General features: G+C 44.9%; 18 protein-coding genes. 6 read left to right on the top strand and 12 right to left on the bottom strand.

Going from position 1 to position 21,360, the window contains the following annotated elements:
- Positions 1-88 precede the first annotated feature (88 nt).
- The 5 genes from ACFSYC_RS17230 to ACFSYC_RS17210 all read left to right on the top strand — a co-directional run bounded on the left by ACFSYC_RS17230 (position 89) and on the right by ACFSYC_RS17210 (position 7,946).
- Entirely contained in the window at positions 89-1,480 is a 1,392-nt protein-coding gene (locus tag ACFSYC_RS17230) for a DUF1800 domain-containing protein (protein ID WP_377130082.1), read from the top strand.
- Between the two features lie 10 nt (positions 1,481-1,490).
- A complete protein-coding gene (locus tag ACFSYC_RS17225; protein WP_377130080.1) occupies positions 1,491-2,879 on the top strand; it encodes a DUF1800 domain-containing protein in 1,389 nt (462 codons plus the stop codon).
- An 88-nt stretch (positions 2,880-2,967) separates the two neighbouring features.
- A complete protein-coding gene (locus tag ACFSYC_RS17220) occupies positions 2,968-4,164 on the top strand; it encodes a DUF1501 domain-containing protein (RefSeq protein ID WP_377130078.1) in 1,197 nt (398 codons plus the stop codon).
- Between the two features lie 106 nt (positions 4,165-4,270).
- A complete protein-coding gene (locus ACFSYC_RS17215; protein WP_377130076.1) occupies positions 4,271-5,608 on the top strand; it encodes a glucoamylase family protein in 1,338 nt (445 codons plus the stop codon).
- Between the two features lie 169 nt (positions 5,609-5,777).
- A complete protein-coding gene (locus tag ACFSYC_RS17210) occupies positions 5,778-7,946 on the top strand; it encodes a hypothetical protein (protein WP_377130074.1) in 2,169 nt (722 codons plus the stop codon).
- A 252-nt stretch (positions 7,947-8,198) separates the two neighbouring features.
- Here ACFSYC_RS17210 and ACFSYC_RS17205 read toward each other — a convergent pair whose 3' ends face one another.
- The gene (locus tag ACFSYC_RS17205; RefSeq protein ID WP_377130072.1) at positions 8,199-8,618 is read right to left on the bottom strand and encodes a GNAT family N-acetyltransferase; all 420 of its coding nucleotides are present in this window, start codon (positions 8,616-8,618) and stop codon (positions 8,199-8,201) included.
- A 101-nt stretch (positions 8,619-8,719) separates the two neighbouring features.
- On the bottom strand, positions 8,720-8,872 hold the full coding sequence (locus tag ACFSYC_RS17200) for a hypothetical protein (protein WP_377130070.1): 153 nt from the start codon (positions 8,870-8,872) through the stop codon (positions 8,720-8,722).
- An 88-nt stretch (positions 8,873-8,960) separates the two neighbouring features.
- On the opposite strand from ACFSYC_RS17200, the gene ACFSYC_RS17195 reads away from it, so the two are divergent.
- The gene (locus ACFSYC_RS17195) at positions 8,961-9,440 is read left to right on the top strand and encodes a hypothetical protein (RefSeq protein ID WP_377130068.1); all 480 of its coding nucleotides are present in this window, start codon (positions 8,961-8,963) and stop codon (positions 9,438-9,440) included.
- An 85-nt stretch (positions 9,441-9,525) separates the two neighbouring features.
- Here the strand turns inward: ACFSYC_RS17195 and ACFSYC_RS17190 are convergent, their stop codons facing one another.
- The 10 genes from ACFSYC_RS17190 to ACFSYC_RS17145 form a co-directional block, all read right to left on the bottom strand.
- A complete protein-coding gene (locus tag ACFSYC_RS17190) occupies positions 9,526-10,437 on the bottom strand; it encodes a hypothetical protein (protein ID WP_377130066.1) in 912 nt (303 codons plus the stop codon).
- Between the two features lie 164 nt (positions 10,438-10,601).
- On the bottom strand, positions 10,602-11,222 hold the full coding sequence (locus ACFSYC_RS17185) for a tetratricopeptide repeat protein (RefSeq protein ID WP_377130064.1): 621 nt from the start codon (positions 11,220-11,222) through the stop codon (positions 10,602-10,604).
- The gene (locus ACFSYC_RS17180; RefSeq protein WP_377130062.1) at positions 11,210-12,403 is read right to left on the bottom strand and encodes a hypothetical protein; all 1,194 of its coding nucleotides are present in this window, start codon (positions 12,401-12,403) and stop codon (positions 11,210-11,212) included. The genes ACFSYC_RS17185 and ACFSYC_RS17180 overlap by 13 nt, the downstream gene beginning before the upstream one ends.
- Positions 12,379-14,550, bottom strand: a complete 2,172-nt coding sequence (locus tag ACFSYC_RS17175; protein WP_377130060.1) for an urea transporter — start codon at positions 14,548-14,550, stop codon at positions 12,379-12,381. Before ACFSYC_RS17175 ends, ACFSYC_RS17180 begins: the two co-directional genes overlap by 25 nt.
- Positions 14,547-15,902, bottom strand: a complete 1,356-nt coding sequence (locus ACFSYC_RS17170; RefSeq protein ID WP_377130058.1) for a hypothetical protein — start codon at positions 15,900-15,902, stop codon at positions 14,547-14,549. Before ACFSYC_RS17170 ends, ACFSYC_RS17175 begins: the two co-directional genes overlap by 4 nt.
- Before the next feature lie 4 nt (positions 15,903-15,906).
- Positions 15,907-16,959 carry an ATP-grasp domain-containing protein gene (locus ACFSYC_RS17165; protein WP_377130056.1) on the bottom strand — a complete coding sequence of 351 codons (1,053 nt, stop codon included), beginning with the start codon at positions 16,957-16,959 and terminating at the stop codon, positions 15,907-15,909.
- A gap of 40 nt (positions 16,960-16,999) precedes the next feature.
- Positions 17,000-17,242, bottom strand: coding sequence for a PqqD family protein (locus ACFSYC_RS17160; protein WP_377130054.1), 243 nt, complete (start codon positions 17,240-17,242; stop codon positions 17,000-17,002).
- 225 nt (positions 17,243-17,467) lie between these two features.
- Positions 17,468-18,166: a LytR/AlgR family response regulator transcription factor gene (locus ACFSYC_RS17155; RefSeq protein ID WP_377130053.1), complete on the bottom strand. Its 699-nt coding sequence runs from the start codon at positions 18,164-18,166 to the stop codon at positions 17,468-17,470.
- A gap of 13 nt (positions 18,167-18,179) precedes the next feature.
- Entirely contained in the window at positions 18,180-19,346 is a 1,167-nt protein-coding gene (locus ACFSYC_RS17150) for a sensor histidine kinase (RefSeq protein ID WP_377130051.1), read from the bottom strand.
- 52 nt (positions 19,347-19,398) lie between these two features.
- The gene (locus tag ACFSYC_RS17145; protein ID WP_377130049.1) at positions 19,399-21,297 is read right to left on the bottom strand and encodes a gliding motility-associated C-terminal domain-containing protein; all 1,899 of its coding nucleotides are present in this window, start codon (positions 21,295-21,297) and stop codon (positions 19,399-19,401) included.
- Positions 21,298-21,360: the final 63 nt, after the last annotated feature.

Below are 21,360 nucleotides of genomic sequence, written 5' to 3'. Positions count from 1 at the left end.
AATGTAGCGCCTTGTTAAAATAAACGCTAAAAATTTAAACTAATTTGTAATTTAGATGTCACACTGCTTTTAACCCCCCTTTAAGCACATGACCAATTTAAAGCAAATCAAGCATTTACTATCACGCGCAGGCTTCGGTATGCGTTTTGACGATTTAAAAGCTACGGGGGACCAAACCAATAAGGAAGTTATTGCCGGCTTATTTAGCTCTTCAGAAAAACATGAGCCGCTTAATGTCGCTAAAAGCATTGGCGACTATACCATGGCCCGCAAAGGCCGCAAAAAAGCCGACCAGGCCGAGCGTAAAATGCTGATGCAAATGCAGCGCCAGCAGGAGCGTGAAATTAACCTTGCATGGATAGATCTGATGAGTAAGGACAATGGCCAACTGCGTGAAAAAATGGCCCTGTTTTGGAACAACCATTTTGCCTGCCGTTCAAAACAACCCTTGCATGCCCAGCAACTGGTAAACATGCAGCGTCAACACGCGTTGGGTAATTTTAAGACTTTGACGCTTGCCATTGCCAAATCGCCGGCAATGTTGCAGTTTTTAAATAATCAGCAAAACTTGAAGGGACACCCTAACGAGAATTTCGCCCGCGAGCTTATGGAACTTTTCACCATTGGGCGTGGCAATTACACCGAGCAGGATGTTAAAGAATCTGCAAGGGCCTTTACCGGTTGGGGATATGATCAATCGGGCGAGTTCAGATTTCGCCCCGCTGCACATGATGATGACCGCAAAACTTTTCTGGGTAAGAGCGGGAATTTTACAGGCGAGGATATCATAAATAGCCTGTTTGATAAAAAAGAAACAGCGCGCTTTATCAGTACCAAACTATACAAATACCTGGTTAACGAAACGCCGGATACTGCACATATTAATGTTATGTCCGATGTGTTTTACAAAGCCAATTACGAGATAAAACCCTTACTGGAATACATTTTTACCGCCGAGTGGTTTTATGAAGACAAGAACATTGGCAACCTGGTTAAATCGCCGGTGGAACTCATCGTAGGCTTAAACAGGCAATTTGATATTGCTTACCAAAAGCCGGCAATACTGTTGCAGTTTCAAAAAGTATTGGGGCAGGTATTATTGTACCCGCCAAACGTAGCCGGCTGGCCGGGCGGGCGCAATTGGATAGACAGCTCGTCGCTCATGTATCGCATTAAAATACCATCGACATTATTAAATGGTGGCATGATAGATTTTAACGGCAAAGCCGACCCCGAAGACGAGGCATTTTTAGCCACCGCCAAAGTAATGAAAGAAGCAGCCGGCACACGCGTACAGGCACACGCCAATTGGAATAAGTTTTTAGGAAGCATACCGCCATCGCTTGACAACAAAAGTTTAGCGCAGTTTATGCTGCAACCTACTATAAGCAATGCGCTAACCAAAACCGTAGCGCAGGCAAAAGACAAAAAGGCACTGGTAATTGAACTGGTATCCTCGCCTGAGTACCAACTAAGTTAGGGGGGCATACATGAACAATGCAAAACAGATAAAACACTTATACGCCAGGGCGGGCTTCGGCATCAGGTTTGAAGACCTGCATGACAAGCAAAACTGGTCAGTAAAAAAGGGTGTGCGTAAACTTTTGCAGGCTTCAGAGCGGGTAGAGCAGTTAAATGCCGTTACCGAAAACATTGACCTTAGGCCCAAGCCTTACAGGGACCAAACAGAAGAAGAACGACGGATAATAAATCTGGACAGAAACAGGCAGGAAAGAGCGCTTAACGATGCCTGGATTAAACAAATGAGTAATACCGAAGCTCAGCTCCGGGAAAAGATGACCTTGTTTTGGCATAATCATTTCGCTTGTAATGTGGGCAACTCGTATTATCAGCAAGAGCTAAATAACATTCAGCGCGCTAACGCTTTGGGTAATTTTAAAACCATGTTGCTACAGGTGTCGCAAACGCCGGCTATGCTGCAGTTTTTAAACAATCAGCAAAATCAAAAAAATCGGCCTAACGAGAACTTTGCCCGCGAACTAATGGAGTTGTTTACACTGGGTCGGGGACATTATACCGAGCAGGATGTTAAAGAGTCGGCACGGGCGTTTACGGGCTGGGCCTATAGTGGGAAAGACGGTACGTATAAGTTTAATAACAACACGCATGACAACGGCACAAAGACGTTTTTAGGTAAAACCGCCAACTATTGCGGCGAGGATATTTTAAACATTATTACAGATAATAAACAGACGGCTACTTATATATGCACTAAGTTGTACCGCTATTTTGTTAACGAGGTGCCCGATGACGCCCGCGTTGCACAAATGGCAGACGTGTTTTACAAAGCCAATTACGAGATTAAGCCGCTATTAGAACATTTTTTTAGTGCGGAGTGGTTTTATGAGGATAAAAACATAGGCAATTTGGTAAAATCGCCGGTAGAGTTTTTGGTGGGATTGAACCGCCAGTTTTATATAGATTATCAAAATCCCGATGTACTGATGCAGTTTCAGCGGGCATTGGGGCAGGTGCTGTTTCGCCCGCCAAACGTGGCCGGCTGGCCGGGTGGCAGATCGTGGATTGATAGCTCGTCGCTGATGTATAGGATGAAGATCCCGTCGACCATATTAAACGCGGGGCTGATAGATTTTACGGGCAAAGCAACACCCGAGGATGAAGCTTACCTGGCATCGCAACGCAAACAACAGTTAAACGTGGTTAATCGTGTTAAGGCTACCGCCAATTGGGACAAGTTTTTAAAAGACATCCCCGCCAAAACCACGCACCAGGAAATAGCACAATTTATGCTTGAGCCGACGCTGAACAAGGCGGCGATTGACGAAGTAACTAAACCCGGAGACTTAAAAACAATAGTGATACAAGTGGTGTCAACGCCGGAGTATCAATTATGCTGAGCCCCGGGCCCTTTAAAAGGGCATAACGGTGGTATATATTTAAATTAATTAATTAACCAAAAGCCCCTTTAGGGGGTTGGGGGGCATTATGGAACGTAGAGATTTTTTAAAGAACACCGCATTAGTATCAGGCGCATTTTTAATGCCGGCTTTTTTAAAGCCCTTAGAGGCTATTGCCAAAAGTCAGCTTACCGGGCATAAAAACCTGGTGATCATTCAGCTTTCGGGGGGCAATGATGGGTTAAATACGGTTGTGCCTTATGGCAACGATATCTATTATCAAAAACGTAAAACCATAGCCATACAAAAGCCGGATATCATCACCCTTAATGATATGCAGGGATTGAATCCCAACCTATCCGCGTTGAAAGAATTGTATGATCAAGGCTGGATGAGTGTCATTAATTCGGTGGGCTATCCAAACCCGGACCGGTCGCATTTCCGGTCGATGGATATTTGGCAAACAGGCAGCGATGCCAACCAGTTTTTAAGTACCGGCTGGATAGGCCGTTATCTGGATTCGAATTGCGAAACCTGTAAAAACCCTTATACGGCTATCGAGGTGGATGATACCTTGTCGCTGGCCATGAAAGGCAATAAGCTTAAGGGCATTGCCGTGCAGGACCCAAACAAGCTTTTCCAAACCACGCGCGAACCGTTCTTTAAAGATCTGGTGAACGATCATCACGATAACCTGAACGAGGACAACCTGGGCTATCTGTATAAAACCATGATAGAAACCTATTCATCGGCAGATTATATACAGAAGACATCAAAGGGCTACAGGTCAACTGCGCTGTACCCTAACAGCGGCTTTGCCAATCAGTTAAAAAACGTATCTAAATTTATCAATTCGGGCTTAGATACCCGTGTATACTATGTATCACTCAGCGGATTTGACACCCACGTTGGTCAGCAAAATCAGCAGGGACGCCAGCTTAAAATTTATGGCGATGCCGTAGCTGCCTTTATTAAAGATTTAAAAACGACAGGTAAATTAGATGATACCCTGGTAATGACCTTCTCTGAGTTTGGCCGCCGTGTAGAGCAAAACGCCAGCAACGGTACCGACCATGGCACCGCCAATAATGTGTTTATGTTTGGTGGCAAATTGAAGAAACAGGGCATCTTTAATGATTCGCCTGACTTGACTACGCTGGATAATGGCGACTTGAAATATCAGGTTGATTTTAGAGACATCTATGCAACGTTGTTAGATAAGTGGCTGGATGTAAGTAACGCGTCGGTGCTGAATAAAAACTTTAAAGGATTAGATTTGATATAACGTATTAAATTACACTGCACTGCACGTAGCGATGGGTTTTAAACCCATCGCTATTTTTATATCATAGTAATACCTATTTTAGCAACGCTATTAGCCAATATACCCTATGAAAAAGCTGTTTTGCATAATTTGCGCCCTTATGCTGTTGGGCATTTACAAAGACACCCTTGCGCAAGCTGTTACACCTATACCTGCCGATTTGACCATTAAGAAAGGCCTTAGCGACAACCAGCTACTTACGCTGGTGCAAAAGCAAACCTTCAGATATTTTTGGGATCTGGCACACCCTATAAGTGGCCTGGCGCGCGAGCGTAGCAACACCAGCGTAAACGTTGGCAATAATATAGTAACCACCGGCGGTACAGGTTTTGGGCTGATGTCCATGATTGTAGCGTCTGAACGCAAATTCATCACCCGCAAACAAGCCGCCGCCCACACGCTAAAAATTGCCAACTTTTTGTTAAAAGCTGATAGGTTCCATGGCGTTTACCCGCATTGGCTAAATGGCGAAACCGGTAAAGTTATCCCTTTTAGTAAAAAAGACGATGGTGCCGATATTGTTGAAACATCGTACTTGTTTGTAGGCTTGCTAACCGCGCAGGAATATTTTAAAGGCAACACGCCAATAGAAAAAGATATCCGAGCTAAAATAAAAACCCTTTGGGACGATGTGGAGTGGGCTTGGTTTACCCACGAAAAAAATGTACTCTATTGGCACTGGAGCCCCAACTATGCCTGGGATATGAACCTGCCTATACACGGTTGGAACGAATGTTTGATCACTTACATCATGGCAGCCTCATCGCCAACCCACCCAATTAAAAAAGAAGTTTATACCGATGGTTGGACCGACAGCAAAACCTTTATCAACGGCAAAACCTATTATAATAACTTTACCCTTCCATTGGGACCAGACTATGGCGGATCATTGTTCTGGACACAGTACTCTTTTATGGGGCTTAACCCTAAAGGGTTGAAAGATCAATACGCCGATTACTGGCAACAAGCCACCAATCATACTTTAATCAACCGCCAATACTGTATAGAAAACCCCAAACAATATAAAGGCTATGGCGCCAATAGCTGGGGCTTAACCGCCAGCGACAGCTGGAAAGGCTACGCCGGGCACTCGCCAACCGAAGATTTGGGAGTGATAACGCCAACCGCCGCATTATCGGCATTTCCGTACACACCAAAATATTCCATGCAGGCGCTAAGACATTATTATGAAGATCTTGGTCCGCAGATATGGGGTGAATACGGCTTTGCCGACGCTTTTAGCGAGCAGCATAACTGGTATGCAAAGTCGTATCTAGCAATTGACCAGGGGCCCATTATCGTTATGATAGAGAACTACCGCACCGGTTTGTTATGGAAATTGTTCATGAAAAATGCTAATGTTAAAGCTGGGTTGAATATACTAGGTTTTACTAAACTCAATTAGAAACCAAAAGCATCGAAAGAATAGCAGCCCAACAATAATAGAACACTCAGCCGCTTCCGTAAAAATTACTAAATTGCTGTTGTAATTATAACCACCTAAAACATACAGGATTTCAATTTTGCTGCGCGATAAGTTATGGCAGAACTATGTCCACCTAAAGTGAGTAAATATGAGAAAAGGTTTATTATCATTTAGCCTTGCGGCTGTTTCATTTATTGCATCAGCACAGGTTAAATCACCACTGCAAAAAACCACCTTCCAGACCGGCAGCCCCTGGCGAAAAGAAATTGATGTGCGGTCTGACGTAGCCATAGTTTACGGCCCCAATGATCAGCGGGGGATGACCTTTGAGCAGCGCGTACAATCATGGCGCGACCATGGCTACCAAACCGCTTTTATGACCGGTATTGCCTGGGGCAGCTATGCCGATTTCTTCACCGGAAAGTTTGACGGTAAAAACCACCTTGATTTGGCGCAGGTTGAACGCAATGGCAAACCTATTATGCATGGTGTTAACGTGCCTTATGTGGTGCCAACGCAAGCCTTTATTGATTACATGAAAAGCGTAATGAAACGGGTGGTTGACGTAGGCATTAAAGAGATTTTTTTAGAAGAACCCGAGTTTTGGGCACGTGGCGGTTACAGCGAACCTTTTAAGGAAGAGTGGCAAAAGTTTTACGGCTTCGCCTGGAAACCACAGCACGAAAGCGCCGAGAATACCTACCTGTCAAGCAAACTGAAATACCAGCTTTATTATAATTGTATTAAACAGGTGTCTGAGTATGCAAAAGAGTACGCCAAAAGCAAAGGGATAGTGGTTAAAGTATATATCCCTACCCACTCGTTGGTTAACTATTCGTCATGGCAAATTGTTAGTCCCGAAGCCAGCCTGGCGTCGCTGCCCAGCATTGATGGTTATATAGCCCAGGTATGGACAGGCACCTCTCGCGAAGCTACTTACTTCAACGGACAACGCAAGGAGCGCGTGTTTGAGAATGCGTTTTTAGAGTACGGCTCCATGGTGTCTATGACCGCGCCAACAAAGCGCAAGCTATTCTTTTTAACCGACCCTATTGAAGATGCCCACCGCGACTGGGCCGATTATAAACGCAATTACCAGGCAACATTCAGCGCTAAGTTATTGTACCCTATGGTGGCCGATTACGAGGTGATGCCATGGCCGGAGCGCATTTATACGGGCAAATACCGTTTGGCCAATAGCGACTCGAGCGTTTACATCCCTAAATACTATTCAACGCAAATGCAGGTAATGGTAAACTCGCTAAACAAAATCCCTACATCAACCAATAAAGTTACCGGTGTAAACGGGATTGGAGTGCTAATGGGTAATTCGCTGATGTTTCAGCGCCTCCCTACGCATAACGGGTTCGAAGATCCGCAGTTTTCTATATTTTACGGGCAAACGCTGCCGCTGGTTAAACGCGGTATCCCGGTGCAAACTGTACACATGGAAAACCTGGGTTATGCAGCTACTTTAAAGGATATTAAAGTTTTGGTAATGAGTTACGCTAACATGAAACCTAATTCAGCTACAGAGCATGAGCAACTGGCTACGTGGGTTAAAAAAGGTGGCGTGCTAATCTATGTTGGCAAAGATGATGACCCATACCAAAGTGTTTTAGAATGGTGGAACACCAAAGGCAACAGCTTTACCGCGCCATCGCAGCACCTGTTTAAGTTGCTGGGCGTAAACCCAACCGGCGGCAACCAGAAATTTAAAGTGGGCGCAGGTGCGGTACACATCATCCGCGAAAACCCAAAAGATTTTGTGATGCAGGCCAATAACGATGCTACTTATCTCGCTACCGTAAAGCAAGCTTACGAAACGGATGCTAAAGCAGGTACGCTTACCATAAAAAACAACCTGTATCTTGAACGTGGCATGTATACCATAGCCGCGGTACTGAACGAGAATGAAAACACTAAACCATACCTAGTTAAAGGCCCGGTAATTGACCTGTTTGATCCAACTCTACCCGTATTAGCCGAAAAGGTAATTAATCCCGGAGAGCAAGCCTACCTGATAGACCTGAAACGGGTAACCAACAAAACCAAGCCACAGGTATTGGCCTCCGCCTCGCGCGAGTATGATGAAAAGGCGCAGGGCCGGCAATTCAGCTTCCTGTCAAAAAGCCCGGCTAATACGCTAAACGCCATGCGCATATTGTTACCCGCCGAAGCCAAAAAGATAACTGTAACTGACAGCAACGGCGCAGCAATAACCGATGTAAAATCATCATGGGATAAATCGTCAAATACGCTTTATTTGAGTTTTGAGAATAGTCCGGATGGGGTGAGTGTGCGTTTGGAATGGTAGTAAATTCCGTTTTGTCATTTCAACCAAAGGGAGAAATTTATACAACGATAGGTACGTGATCGTGTGCGCCTATAAAGGGAGATAAAAGTTATGAGCATTATTACCTATTGGATGATCATGCGGCCCTAAAACTGATCCAAACTGCGCTTGACTGATCCAAACGAAATGTTTAGTTTTTCTAATAGTCAGATTATTAGGAGATTAAGTTTTTAACATGATCCAACTTATACACACACAAGGTGAATCAGTGGATCACTTGCCAATGATGTAGAAGTGCATTACCGTGCGCGTCTCAAAACCCATGCCCTCATAGATCTTGATAGCGTGCGGGTTATCGCGTCGCACATGCAGAAACGGGACGTTGCCTTCACTGGTTATCCGGTTGATTTGCTGCTGCATTAGTAGTTTGGCATAGCCACGGCCTGCGTAATCAGGGTGGGTACAAACCGCGCTGATCTCGGCGTAGGGTAGCGGGTTCATGCGCTGGCCGGCCATGGCTACCAGTTTATCGCCATCAAAAATACCGCGGTAGTGGCCAAACTCAATAGTCCGTTCCTTAAATGGGCCGGGGTTAGTTAGCTTGGTTAGCGCTAACATTTGCTGGATATGGGTTGCGTTCAACTCCCTTAACGGGCTGTCATCAATCGGTTTTATATCGCCCTTGTAAATCATTTGGTAGCAGTCCGCATAAAACACTATCTTCCAGGGTTGCGGTATATCTCTGGGTATGAATGATACAAAGCCGACAGGCCAGTCGTGTGGTATTAGTTGAGCTAATTGCTCAAAGTGTTGGTCGGTATTGCATCAAAACCAATAAACGGCGACACCGCCTTATCAAAAAATTTGACCTGCGCCGTGCCATTTGCCAGGCTGGCGTTACCGGTGTTTAATGCATTAAATGCAGGGTTATCTAACACGTGTTCCATTGCTACAAACCTATAAAAAAAGCGGGCGATTGCAGGTGCTCCCCGGACCCTACGTCAAACTTTACGCAGGTATTACTGTTGTAGGGGTATGAAATATTTAGCATTAGGATGCATAGCCACTTTATTTATAGCCGCCTGCACATCATCAACCAAAACAGAAGTTATAGATAGCACAACCAACATTAGCCGCGATACGCTAGTTACCGATGGCAAAGACACCTCCGCGGTTTACTCCGTTTGTTTTTTGCACACCATGGGCAAAGACAGCACCGCGGTTGAGTTTATGGTGACGGGCAATAAAGTTACCGGGCACCTTAACTGGCTGCCGTACCAAAAGGACAGTCGCAAAGGCACGCTTGAAGGCACCATCAAAAATGACACGATCCGCGCGGCCTGGAGCTTTATGCAGGAAGGCATGAAAGACACCATAAGCGTGAATTTTTTACTAAAAGGCGAGACGCTGGCCCAAAAACCACTTAAGTTTAACGCTAAAACAGGGCGCGAGCAAACGGACGAAGCGGCAGGTTATACTATTACTTACCAGCCGACGACTAAACTGCATAAATAGCATCTGGCATACATCACTATAAATATAAAGCCCGCCACACAATTGTGTAGCGGGCTTTACTTATTATATAGGGGATCGGCTAAAATTATCTTAATGCAATGGCTTTGATAAATACGCCCATGGCGTCAAAACGCACTGCGTACTTGGTGTTGTTTGAGGTCATAAGTATGGAGTACTCTAACACGCCAGCTTTATTAGTGGCCGAGAAAGCTTTCCCGAACACATAACCCGGATAGGTAGCGGTGAGGTAAACACTTACCGCAGCAGGCAAACTCGCTTGTGCTACAGCAACATGCTTGGCCGGGCGAGGGTCTATTTGCACGCGTTTTATCAACTTACCAGCTTCTGTTATACCGGTAGCAAACAGGCTTTGGTTCTTGCTGATCAGGATAAAGCTTTTGTCTGGCGTTACAGCAGCGTGCAACAAGGTATCGGTTGGGTAAGTGGCAGTAAAGAATGTTTTTACCGCAGTTGGGATGGCAGATAAGGCAATAGTATCAGGATGTTGCCCGTTGCGGTTACCAAATGGCCCCCCGGGATGGAAACCCGGACCCTTTATTTTCAGGTCGGCGCCTGCACGTTGCTCCAACACAGCTATAAATGTGCCGTCGGTAGCAAACCTTAAACCTACCGGGCTGCCGTTGTAGTTAATTACCACAATATAGTTGATTACTACTTTAGCGTCGGTAATTTTTAAGGACTTGGCTATTGTATATCCGTCGTAATTAGCTGCCAGGTAAGTACCAATGGCGGCAGTCAAAGTGTTAAATGCTATGCTGTCTTTTCGGGCTTTTTTGCCAAAGCAATTTACCAGGTAAACACTGTCTTTAAATGTGCTGCCGGTTCCACCTGCCAACGCTGTGGTGGTTGATACAGCGATAGTGCCTGTAAAAGCTGACTCTTCGGTTTCAGGCGAAGCATTGTTTTTCTGACAAGCAGAAAATACGCTTACCATTAAAGCCAGCAATAGCGTAATGTGTAATTTAGGGGTTCTCATGATTTTATTGGTTGTTGGTTAACAATTTAATTATGAACCAAATGTAAAACAATGATCAGGCATTCTGACGAAATATCGATGAAGATGCCAAATAAATCGATAAACAGAAAAGCCGGTTGTTTAAGTACCCCAAATCTTATTTCGTACCGACGAACCAGAAAACCTTATTTAGATTTATTCAGCCCGTCAAGGCTTGATGTGTCATCTGGCTTGATCAGCAGCGCCTTGGTAAAATAGTTTTGGGCATCAGTTTTACGGTTGCTTAACAGGCAGGCCCAGGCCAGCATGTGGTTGCCATCATAGTCAAACGGATATAGGTTAATAACCACTTTAAAGCAGCGTATAGCATTATCATACTGCTTGCGGTTGTAGTATATAACCCCCAGCCAGTAATTGGCCTGTGTATTTTGCGGGTCAATGCGTATAATGGCTAAATATTGTTCTACCACCTTATCCCAGCTTTGCAGGTACGACAAAGGCTTAACGTAGCCAAATTTAGCTTCAATGCTGCCGGGCTTAGCCGCCGCCGCACGCGCATAATAACTTTGCGATGCGTTATAGTTTTTGTTTAAATAATGCAACCAGCCCAGCCTGATATTCAACTCATAACTACCTTCAGAATAGTAAGGGCTGATATCGTTTATAGCTGCCGTGTAGTTTTTATTATTCTCGTCGGTATAGCTGTTTTTAAAGGCTTTTTGCAGTACAGTACTTGTTTGTGCCTGCAACAGGGAGGAGGCTAGTATCAGTAATACGATAAAGCCGGTGCGTTTTAAAATTTCCATAATAGTCCTGTGGTAAGGGCGTGTTGGTTATATGTTAAACTATGTATGTTATCTTCTTTCTGTTCGTAGGTATAATTTAGCTGCAGTTGCGCATGTTTGCCTAGCCGGTAAAAGAACGTTTGCCCCAGTTTTAGTTTTGTTGGGTCAATGGCATTATAAATATACAATCCATCCACGTCAATATAGTTATTTAGATTGCCAAAAGTGGCCGCCGTTTCGGCCCATAGCGTATTTGTTAGTTTGTAACCCACGCTTTGTGCGAAAATGCCTGTACCGTTACCATTTTGGTCTAAGTATGAGCCCCGGCTAAACGTATAAATATTAAGATTCCCGGCCGGATAAAATGTTAACGAAGCGCTGTACTGGTTAAGCCGCCCGCCAATCATAGTGCCGGTATTAACATCGCCCTGCAAAGCAATGTGTGTACCGTTGTAACGTAAGCCCAATGAGCCTATATGGTTATTGTATGATGAATTAAGGAAATTACTTTTTAAATAATGGTATACACCGGCCAACTGCAAATTGGCGTTCAGGCTGTAGGTTAACCTGCCGTAATATTCTGCTTGGGTGTTGGCGCTGTTTTGGTTGGCAAATAGTGATGATTTAGGTACAGCAACAGGTGTATTATAAAAATCCTGCTTAAAGTAGGCCACTGATTGTGTTAGCTGCCAGTGCCACGATAAACGGTTAGTTAAATAAACGCGCGTATAATTGGCTGTACCCCTGTAAGTATTGTCATTAAACTTAACACTGTTTTCAACCCCCGCATTTAGCAAGCCAAATGGTGTAAGCCGCTCATAGTTTTGTTGAGTGGGATCAAGGTATGCCGCATGAAACGACGCGCCCGCTTCTTGATTTAAATATTGGCTGCACAAGTAGGCATAGTAACGGGCGGTAGTATTATAACTGTCGTTTTTTAAAACCGTGTTGTACTCGTGTATGGCTTTACCATAGTCGCCGCTTAACATTTGGGCATAACCCAGCCGCTGCCTTAAGGCCGGCGAATCATAACCCGCAGCTATAGCATACTTCCCGGTTTGTAGTAGTTGACCCCAGTTGCCGGCAAGATATTGCGCGTTGCTTAGGCTGTCGGCTTGCTCAAAACTGTTGATGCTTTGCGCCCTGCTGCCACAGGCTATCAACAGAAAAAGAAATATTAATGCGTATTTTCTGTTTTCCATTGTGCTTCAACTTTAGTGTTATTAATGGTTACCGTAAAGGCAGAAATACCGCCATGCTGTAACTGCGCAGACGCGCCCATAGTGGGCTTAATACTGCTTAAAACCTGGCGGTGCTGTGCAGCATGTATTACAACGCTTTGCCCGGTTACAGATGCAAAACTGCTATATTTTAGGCTGATGAACTGGAAGAATGGAGCCAGCAGATCCTGCAGCCAGCGCAACGGCCTGTCATTAGTTAATTGCAGCGGGTAGCTGTCTGTAACCGTCATGCCGGCTTCGGTAGTAAAAATTACTTTGTAGGCGGCCAGGTAAAAATAATACAGCAATGATTTCCGGTCGCCATAAAAACTGGTGAAGTAAAAGGCTGTGCCGTTATTTACAAAGTAAGCTTTGGCACCGGTTGTTTTACTGTAGATATAAGTTTGATTAAAGGCATCAGTGCATACCTCAAAATATTCGGGATTATGGCCCTGCGCGGTTACCGTAGCCATATAGCCCGGCTGTAATTTAAATGCTTGCTTAAGTGTAGGGTTTATATCCACCGGGCGTAACGCTGTGCCCTCTGCAGGTGTTTTAAAGCTACATAGTTTGTTGTGCTCATTGTTTTGGTCGATATAATAAGCAAACGGGTAAGCCAACGTTTTTGAGCCTATGTAAGGTGTAGTTTGCACCTGGAAATGCAAATGCGGCTCAGGCGAGCGGCCCGAATTGCCGCAAAGCCCTAAAACATCGCCTTGTTTAACAGCATCGCCCGGCTTAACTTTTGCCGAGTTTTTTTTAAGGTGCGATACCTTGCTGTAAAGGCCGTTTAAGTGTTTTATCACTATGCTGTTGCCCCAGTTTTCAATGGTGTTTACCTCGCCAATGGCATTGTCTTCAACATGGTCCACTACTTCTTCAATCACACCATCGCCGCAGGCTAAAACAGGTTTGTTGAAGCAGTAAAAATGCTCCATGCGGGTGCCGGGGTATTGATAGGTTTGCAGTTCCTCGTCTTTAATCACAAAGTCAAGCGCTTTGCCCCATTCAGCTTTGTGTGTAATGTCGCCATCATAACCTTGCGATACGGTCCACTCGCCCATAAAGGGGAGGTGAAAGTTGAAATAGCTCAAAGGGGCCAGCCGCTCGTTGCCGTTTAAATATTGGTAAAGGTTACGCTCGGGCGAGTAGTGTTGTAGCGGCGTAAGCTGCAATTTTCCGGCGTTTATCCTCCGCCTAAAAAAGCTCAAAAACAACAAGGTAACCACGCAAAACGGCAGCGATAGCACCGGCAAGTCATACACGCCAAATATTTTAGACAGCCCGTTGATCAGCAGAAAAGAAACAGGGATACTTAATAAAGCCCAAAAGTATGAGCGAGCAGAAGGTATAAGGAAAAAGCTGCCAATAGCTGCCGCGGCCATTACTAAATTACTGCCTAAGTGATAATAGCTGATCCCATCGGCATAGGTATTCGTGTAGTGATTAAACAGGCAGGCGACAATGAAAGCCAGCACCAGCAAACTAAAATTTATACGCGAGTGGATAAGCAAGCCAATGCTGATAACCATGCCGGACAGTACACTGTTTTGAAACAATACAGCGCTCAAAGCCCTAAAAAACAAAGCCGCGTAATTAGGCAGTTGTATAAAGCTCAATATCCCCGGGGGGATGTAAGCGCTGCCCTCGCCCAGGTTATTTATCTCGTTAAGCACGGCGCTATGGCGTTGCTCAAGCCCCATATGGTAAATGCTGTTTACTGCCAGCAGCAGCAGCCAAAAGGTAATAACAAATGGTAGGGATAGCAGAGGCAAACCTTTTTTGGACAGGCTGACCGCAAGAGTTACACTTAGCATGGTAGCTATAATGCAGGCAATAATAATCCAGGCAAAAAAGGCCGCGTTTACCGCGTAAAAAGTACCGAAGCCTATACCCAATAATAACGGATTAAAGCTGTAAAAGCCTATGCGGATGCTCTCCTTGTCGTATCCCATAATAGATACTAGGGCTATAGACAGCAGCACGCAGCCCAGCCCGGTTGCCCCGGCTATGGGGTTTAAAAAAGACACCAGTAGCAATAATACACCCAGCACCTTGTTTTGCGAAAAAAACACAATGGCATAGCTGTTAATTATGGCCCCCGCGGTATATTTTACACTTTTATTCACTTATTAAACATTAAATGGGCGGGCACTTGCTCGGGCTGCTCCATGTATTCTAAAGTTTCGGCCTGGCGTACTACGTGTGGTTGCTGTTGCTCGTCTATAAGTACTATTGCGGGGCGGCTCATGATGAACTGCATCCATTGGGTCATGTTATAGGCACCAACTTTATGCACCACCAGATTATCGCCTGCGTTTAACAGGGGCAGATTAATACTCTCTCGTACCACATCAATATTCATACAAAGCGGGCCGTATAGTACCATGTTTTCGGTATGCTGAGTAAACTCCTGCGCAGGACTTATCTGGTGGTCATACCAAAATGAAGTGAACAGCGTATTAACGCCAAAATCTAAAATAGTTGCCCTTCGGCCATCACTTAAACGTTTGTTAGCTAAAACGCTGCCTATCAAATAGCCGGCATCATCTATCAGTACGCGGCCACATTCCATAATAAGTGTGGGCAATTCGTCTTGCTTAAAGCCATAATCCAGTATCGCGGTAGTAATGGCCTCAGCAAAATCATCTACGGATGGCACCGTATCAACCCCCGGTAGATAAGCGCCCTTAAGGGTATTGGTTGATGGCAGGCCACCACCCATATCCATATACTGCAGCGGGTTATTTAACTGGTTGCGGCAGCGCATTACCAAGCTGCACATTTTGGTTGCAGCAATTCTATAGGCAGATGTTGACAACATAAACGTACCTATGTGGCAGTGCAAACCAACAAGTTGCAACTTGCCAGACGATACAATTTTGGTGATAGCGCTCCAGGCTTCTTCGTTTTCAAAGTTGAAACCAAAGCGGTCCCACACCGGGTAAACGCCGGTATCCATATTTACACGGATAGCAACGCGTGGTTTTTTGCTGATGGTATTGCAGATCTCGAACAGGGTATAGAGCTCGTCAAAGTGATCTATGTGGATAAGCGAGTCATGCTGGATAGCCAATAGCAGATCGGCCTTTTGCTTGCCGGGGCCGTTAAAAACGATCTGGTTGCCCGGCACTTTATTGCCCAAAGCTTTACGATACTCTACCCCCGAAACTACCTCGGCCCAGCTACCCTCTTGGTGAAAGATGTTGCAAACCGCGTTTAAGTAATTGGTTTTATAGCTCCAGGCAAACTGCACATTTGGATAGCGGGTTTTAAAAGCGCGCAAAGCAGCCCGTGTATTGCGTCGAATTTGCCGCTCTGACAATACAAACAGTGGCGAACCATATTGCTCCGCCAGTTTTTTTACCGGTACACCATCAATATGCGTAAGCGGCTGAGTTTCTGTGCGGGTGCCAAACTTATTCATCAGGCCGGCATTAAGCTTCTTGATAAACGGCCGTTCGTATTTTAATTTTTGCACTTGGTTACAGGTTAACTTTTGCTAAGGATAACTCGCCAAAGGCCGAAAATTGCTGAAAATCTGCAACGTCAACCACCTGGTCCCACGAGTAGCGAATGAACATTTTACCAACGGTATATTCTGTAAAGGGCGCTACGTGCTCGCCCAAAGCCATCTTTACCAAAGCGGCCGGTTGGTTTTGGCCGGCACCAGCCGTTAAATAGATCCACGCGGGGAAACGTGGGTTTATCTCCATAATATAGAACTCGCCCTCGGCATTGCTCATAATCTCCAGCTCAAAACCGCCTTTCCATTGGGTAGCTTTAACAAATTGCTGCGCCAGCTTTATAAGGCTGTCGTTTTCTATTGTGATGCCTGCCCAGGCCTTGCCTTTATCGGTGATATACAGTTTGCGCATCGGGATAACGCTAATGGTGTTTCCCTCACCATCGCCTAGGCCGGCAATATTGATCTCAGTACCTTTTATAAATTGTTGGGCTATAACAGGCAGCCCCCATTTAGCACTTAACAAGTGAAACGATTTTTGAGCCACGTCAGCCGTGTGGTTTACGTACGCCTCATAATACTTTCCTTTTACCACTAACGGATACCCCAGTTTTTCGCCGGCTTTTGATAAGTCTTGCAGATTGTTAACCATCATATCAGCCGGTACGCTAAAGCCGTATTGTTTGCCAAACTCATATAGGTTCACCTTGTCGCGCGCTGCCAATTGCTCATGCGTGGGCAAAAAGGTTCTTATCCCCATTGACTTTAGCCATGGCGCAATCTTGATAAAGTTATAAAGCTCGGCATCATAGTTTGGGATAATCATGTCCAAGCCCTCATGTTCGTGGATGTATTCAAGGCGATCTTTCAATGCGGATGTACCCGCAGTTGGGTAAGGTATCTGGTAAGTTTTGTCAACCACCTGATCAAGGTATATACCCGGCTCCAGCGACTCATAGCTTAAACCAATAACAGTTAATGAGTGGCCAAATCCTTCGCGCAGCGCCCTTATCACGGCTACGCCGGGACCGGGATTATCATTGGCGTTTAAGCCTGTTATTGCGATGATCATGTTTAAGGGATGCGTAAAGGTTTAAGCGATAGGGTATGGTTTAATGGTCTAACAAATTTGCTTCTCTGAGTTGCACCGCCCAGTCTTCCCAATCGCGGTCAAGCTGATCTGTGTTAACTTCGTACTTGGCTAGTAAGTCCTGCTTTATCTGTTCAACAGTAGTGCCGGTTTTCATGGCCAGTATGATCTCTGACGCGATTGCATTGCCAGAAAATGAATCACCGGTAGCGGGGTTAAATATAAACCCGTTCTCGCTGGTAGCAATGTTCTTTTTTAGTCGCATTTTACTTGCAATTTACTGTTATTTTACCCTTGCCAATTTACCTATTTGGTGCGTATTTAGTCGCAGTTTACTAACAATTTACTGGTGCTTTCCAATAACTTTGAGCTAAGCGCGGCGCTTCTATATCAAGCGTTTTTCAGTTAGCTAAAAGTCTGATTATTAATACCTACGCGGTGCTATGTGCCGTTAGATGATGGAAATTTGCCGATGAACACGTCAAGTGTATTATACAGACCATCCCTTTATGGTATCGGTATAGCTACTACCTACCGGTAGCTCAATAGAATGCAACTGTACCTTGCGGTTACAAATGGATTTAACCTGCTTAAGCGATATGGCATAGCTGCGATGAATGCGTACGAACTGCTTTTCGGGCAGTTTCTCCAACAGCGACTTAAGGGTTTGCAGGGTAAGCACCGGTTTAGGGTTATTAAGGGTATGTATCTTTACATAATCCTGCATACTTTCCAGGTACTCAATGTCTTTCAGGTTAATCTTAATGGTTCGATATTCTGAGTGGACATAGATGCTTTCGTCGGCGCTATTGCTTTCGCCGGCTTTATAGTTATGGTACTCAACGGCTTTTTCTACTGCGGCACCAAAGCGTTTTTGATCAATGGGTTTAAGCAGGTAATCAAGCGCTTGCAGCTCAAAACCCTCATAAGCAAAGTGTTTATAGGCGGTGGTAAATACCACCATAGGCTTGTCCTCGCCCAATGCGCGTACCAGGTCAACCCCGGTAATGTCGGGCATGTTGATATCAATAAAAAGCAGGTCTACCTTGTTCTTTTGTAAAAACTCGGCACCAGACACCGCGTCTTCAAACATATGAAGCAGCTGCAGCGCGGGGAACTGCGAGATATACTTCTTTATAATCTCCAGAGCCAAAGGCTCGTCATCAATAGCTACACATTTTAATTGCATGAGGGATAGGGGATTAGCAGTCAATTTCAAGGTTTACTGTAAAGAGCTTGTTGTCATTGTTTATGTCAAGCCGGTGCTTGCCGGGATAAATATGGCTAAGCCGTTGGCGTGTGTTTTTTATGCCGATGCCGGTTCGGGTGGGCTTTGTGACGCTATTTACAATATCGTTTTGGCAAAAGAAAGTAAGCTTGTTGGGCTCAACGGTCAATTTAATGTTTATCTGCGTAGCCTGGTGCTTGCTTATGCCATATTTGAACACGTTTTCAATAAAGGTCATCAGTATTAATGGCGCTATGCGCTGATAGCCTATGGCGCCGCTTAGCTCGAAATGGAGTTTGGTCTTTTTGCCAAGTCTCAGTCGTTGCAGGTCAATGTAGTCGTTAATGCAATCCCACTCATGCTGCAGGGATACAAAATCCTCCTCAACTTCGTCGGTAACATAACGCATGATATTGGATAGTTTCATGATACTGTCCGATGTATGTTCATTACCGGTTACCGACAATGCGTAGATGTTATTTAATGTATTAAACAAAAAGTGCGGATTAATCTGCGCTTTTAAAAATGATAGTTCGGCGGTAGCTTTTTCGGCTTCGGCTTTTATCATGCGCCGTTCGGTTAGCTGCCATTTTTGCACGGTGCTTACGGCAATGCTTAAACCCAATATTACAATAAATATGAAAAGCCCTACCATATCAATATTGCCGGATTGATGGATAATAACCACCCCGTTTTCTGTTTTCAGGCTTGGGTCCTGCATCCGCAGATCCTGGTGTGGCAGCGGGCCAAAAGGTAGATCTTCGGCCTTAAAACCGGCAATAGTATCAGCAATTTGTGGCCCAACCACGCCTATGGACGGATTAGCACTTTCGCGCAAATTGTGCCTTAAAAGGTTATCAAAAGGTTGTAGATAATATACGCAGCCCGATAGTAGCAGTATAATAACGCCATAAGCTAAGTAGCTTTTATTAAACACAAAGCGCGGTACCAGGTACCATGCGTTTAGGTAAAATAAAAATATGTACGTCAAACAAAATAGCCAGTAGTATGGCGACGATATAATGAAGTAAGTACTGCCGATGCTGTCTTGCGTACGGTTCATGAACAGCAGCGGGAAGCCCAGGAATACCAGCCAACCAGCAGCATGTATAATAAAGGCACTTAGTTTAGAGCGAAGCATGCGGAATGGATGATTTTGCTATTATATATGTATTGAACATTTTATGCCTCTGTTATTTAATAATAGTTAAGCTCCCAACTATAGCCGGCCGGCCGCTGCGGGGATTTATAACGTAATAATACACACCAATTGGCAATACCGAATTATTGACCGTGCCATCCCAAGGCTTTGGATAGCCGTTTGAATAATACACCCGGGCGCCGTTACGGTTAAAAACCTCTACGGTTGCAGCAGTGTAAGTATTTAAATATTGAATGCTCCAGGTATCGTTAATGCCGTCGTTGTTAGGGGTGAAGGTATTAGGGACAATTGGTGTCTTTAGTACGTTTACCATTACTGTGGCCGATGATTTGCAACCGCCGACCGCGGTAACTTCAAGCGTATATTTAGTGTCTTGTGTAGGGCTAAAGAACGGATTTCGCGTAGTTGGATCGCTGATGCCGGTGGTTGGCGACCATGCGAATGTTAAGTTAGTACCCGTACCAACAACATTAGGGTTGAGCTGCGTAGGCTTGCCCTCTAAAACACCAACCGTTGCCGGCAAGGTAACCACCGGCGAACCGACTATAATATTGAAAGTAGAAGTGCTTACACAAGGTGTGTTACCGCTGGTGTATATGCAGGTAATAGTAAACGTACCCGCGCCCGATATCGCAGGATCAAAAATATTGCCGTTAACTATGCCTTTGCCTGTAAATGTTGCCGTTCCGGGTAAATTAGCTGCGGCTGATATATTTACCGCACCGGCGCCTAAACAAAGTGCGTATGGGCTGGCAAAAGTATTACCGTTTATTCGTAATGTTACTACCGGGGTGGGGTAAATAACAACATCCATGGTTAAAGTAGGGTCGGGACAGGCACCGCCAATTCGGGTAATCAACCTGGCTTTGTAGGTTATTGGCGCATTGGAGTTGTTAACACCGTAAAAATGTCGATAGGTTTTATCCTTGCTCATTTGCCCCTTTGTGATGCTAATGCTATCTTCAGGATGGTCAACAAGATCGTAAAACCAAACCAGCCTTTTTATCTTACTGGTCGTATCTGTTTTGTCCAAAAATGCCACACTATCAGCGCCGCATAAGCTGGTTTTGTTTGCGATATCAAAATTAGCTACGGGTACTCCGATAGTGAAGGTTTTAGCCCCAACTGCGTCTACACAGCCATTAGGCGACGATACCGTTAACGTAGCGGTGTAAGTGCCGTTATTGGTGTATTTATGACTTGGGTTTTTTAACCGCGATGTGTTTTGATTGGTTAAAGTTGATCCGGCTGGGTCGCCAAAATCCCAGTTGTAGGTAAATCCTTTTGTGCCGACTGGGTCTGTTTCATCGGTAAACTGTGTTTCTTCGCTCTGGCATATAGCAAAGCTAACGCCCGATACTTGTATGTCTTTTTGTGCCAGGTCGCTTACACAAGCCTGGGCATCGGTAGATGTGAGCGTTAAAGAAATTGTATACTTTCCTGTTTTTGTATAAACATGGGTCCAGTTAGTGTTTTTGGTGTAAGATACAATAGTGCCATCGCCATAGTTTACGGTCCACATTTTTATAGGGCGCTCAGAGTCAGATCTGTCTATTACCCTGACAGGAGCATTTGGACAAATTTGAACATCCACATCAAACGCCGGCCGCATAGTTGGTAGTGTACTCACCTCTTGTACCGGCGATGTTGACGGGCATGAAGCACTTGACACTGTTAACATGACATTAAATTTGCCATATGCTCTATACGTATGCGTCGGGTTTGGTGTATTATCGGTTTCGCCATCACCGAAATTCCATTGCCAACTGGTGATGGGCGACCCATTTAGCGTTGATGTATTAGTGAATTTAACAACATTTCTGAGCAGGCAAGTTGTGGTATCATTAACGAAAGTAAATGCTGCTGTGGGCCTGGTTGGGCATAGCTGTGCATAGCTATTGCTGCAAAAACCAAAAATGAGGCTTAGCATCAATAAATAGGTAAGACCGATCCTTTTTATAATTGGTATGACACCTTGTATGCACATAGTCCC

The organism is Mucilaginibacter antarcticus (genome assembly GCF_042686155.1).
GTDB lineage: Bacteria > Bacteroidota > Bacteroidia > Sphingobacteriales > Sphingobacteriaceae > Mucilaginibacter > Mucilaginibacter antarcticus.
Note: the sequence above shows the minus strand (reverse complement) of the source record. Positions and strands in the feature narration are given on the sequence as shown.

Excerpts from the sequence above, each read along its gene's own strand:
- ACFSYC_RS17230 (WP_377130082.1), top strand. The coding sequence starts at position 89 with ATGACCAATTTAAAGCAAATCAAGCATTTACTATCACGCGCAGGCTTC.
- ACFSYC_RS17225 (WP_377130080.1), top strand. The coding sequence starts at position 1,491 with ATGAACAATGCAAAACAGATAAAACACTTATACGCCAGGGCGGGCTTC.
- ACFSYC_RS17220 (WP_377130078.1), top strand. The coding sequence starts at position 2,968 with ATGGAACGTAGAGATTTTTTAAAGAACACCGCATTAGTATCAGGCGCA.
- ACFSYC_RS17215 (WP_377130076.1), top strand. The coding sequence starts at position 4,271 with ATGAAAAAGCTGTTTTGCATAATTTGCGCCCTTATGCTGTTGGGCATT.
- ACFSYC_RS17210 (WP_377130074.1), top strand. The coding sequence starts at position 5,778 with ATGAGAAAAGGTTTATTATCATTTAGCCTTGCGGCTGTTTCATTTATT.
- ACFSYC_RS17205 (WP_377130072.1), bottom strand. The coding sequence starts at position 8,618 with ATGATTTACAAGGGCGATATAAAACCGATTGATGACAGCCCGTTAAGG.
- ACFSYC_RS17200 (WP_377130070.1), bottom strand. The coding sequence starts at position 8,872 with ATGGAACACGTGTTAGATAACCCTGCATTTAATGCATTAAACACCGGT.
- ACFSYC_RS17195 (WP_377130068.1), top strand. The coding sequence starts at position 8,961 with ATGAAATATTTAGCATTAGGATGCATAGCCACTTTATTTATAGCCGCC.
- ACFSYC_RS17190 (WP_377130066.1), bottom strand. The coding sequence starts at position 10,437 with ATGAGAACCCCTAAATTACACATTACGCTATTGCTGGCTTTAATGGTA.
- ACFSYC_RS17185 (WP_377130064.1), bottom strand. The coding sequence starts at position 11,222 with ATGGAAATTTTAAAACGCACCGGCTTTATCGTATTACTGATACTAGCC.
- ACFSYC_RS17180 (WP_377130062.1), bottom strand. The coding sequence starts at position 12,403 with ATGGAAAACAGAAAATACGCATTAATATTTCTTTTTCTGTTGATAGCC.
- ACFSYC_RS17165 (WP_377130056.1), bottom strand. The coding sequence starts at position 16,959 with ATGATCATCGCAATAACAGGCTTAAACGCCAATGATAATCCCGGTCCC.
- ACFSYC_RS17160 (WP_377130054.1), bottom strand. The coding sequence starts at position 17,242 with ATGCGACTAAAAAAGAACATTGCTACCAGCGAGAACGGGTTTATATTT.
- ACFSYC_RS17155 (WP_377130053.1), bottom strand. The coding sequence starts at position 18,166 with ATGCAATTAAAATGTGTAGCTATTGATGACGAGCCTTTGGCTCTGGAG.
- ACFSYC_RS17150 (WP_377130051.1), bottom strand. The coding sequence starts at position 19,346 with ATGCTTCGCTCTAAACTAAGTGCCTTTATTATACATGCTGCTGGTTGG.
- ACFSYC_RS17145 (WP_377130049.1), bottom strand. The coding sequence starts at position 21,297 with ATGCTAAGCCTCATTTTTGGTTTTTGCAGCAATAGCTATGCACAGCTA.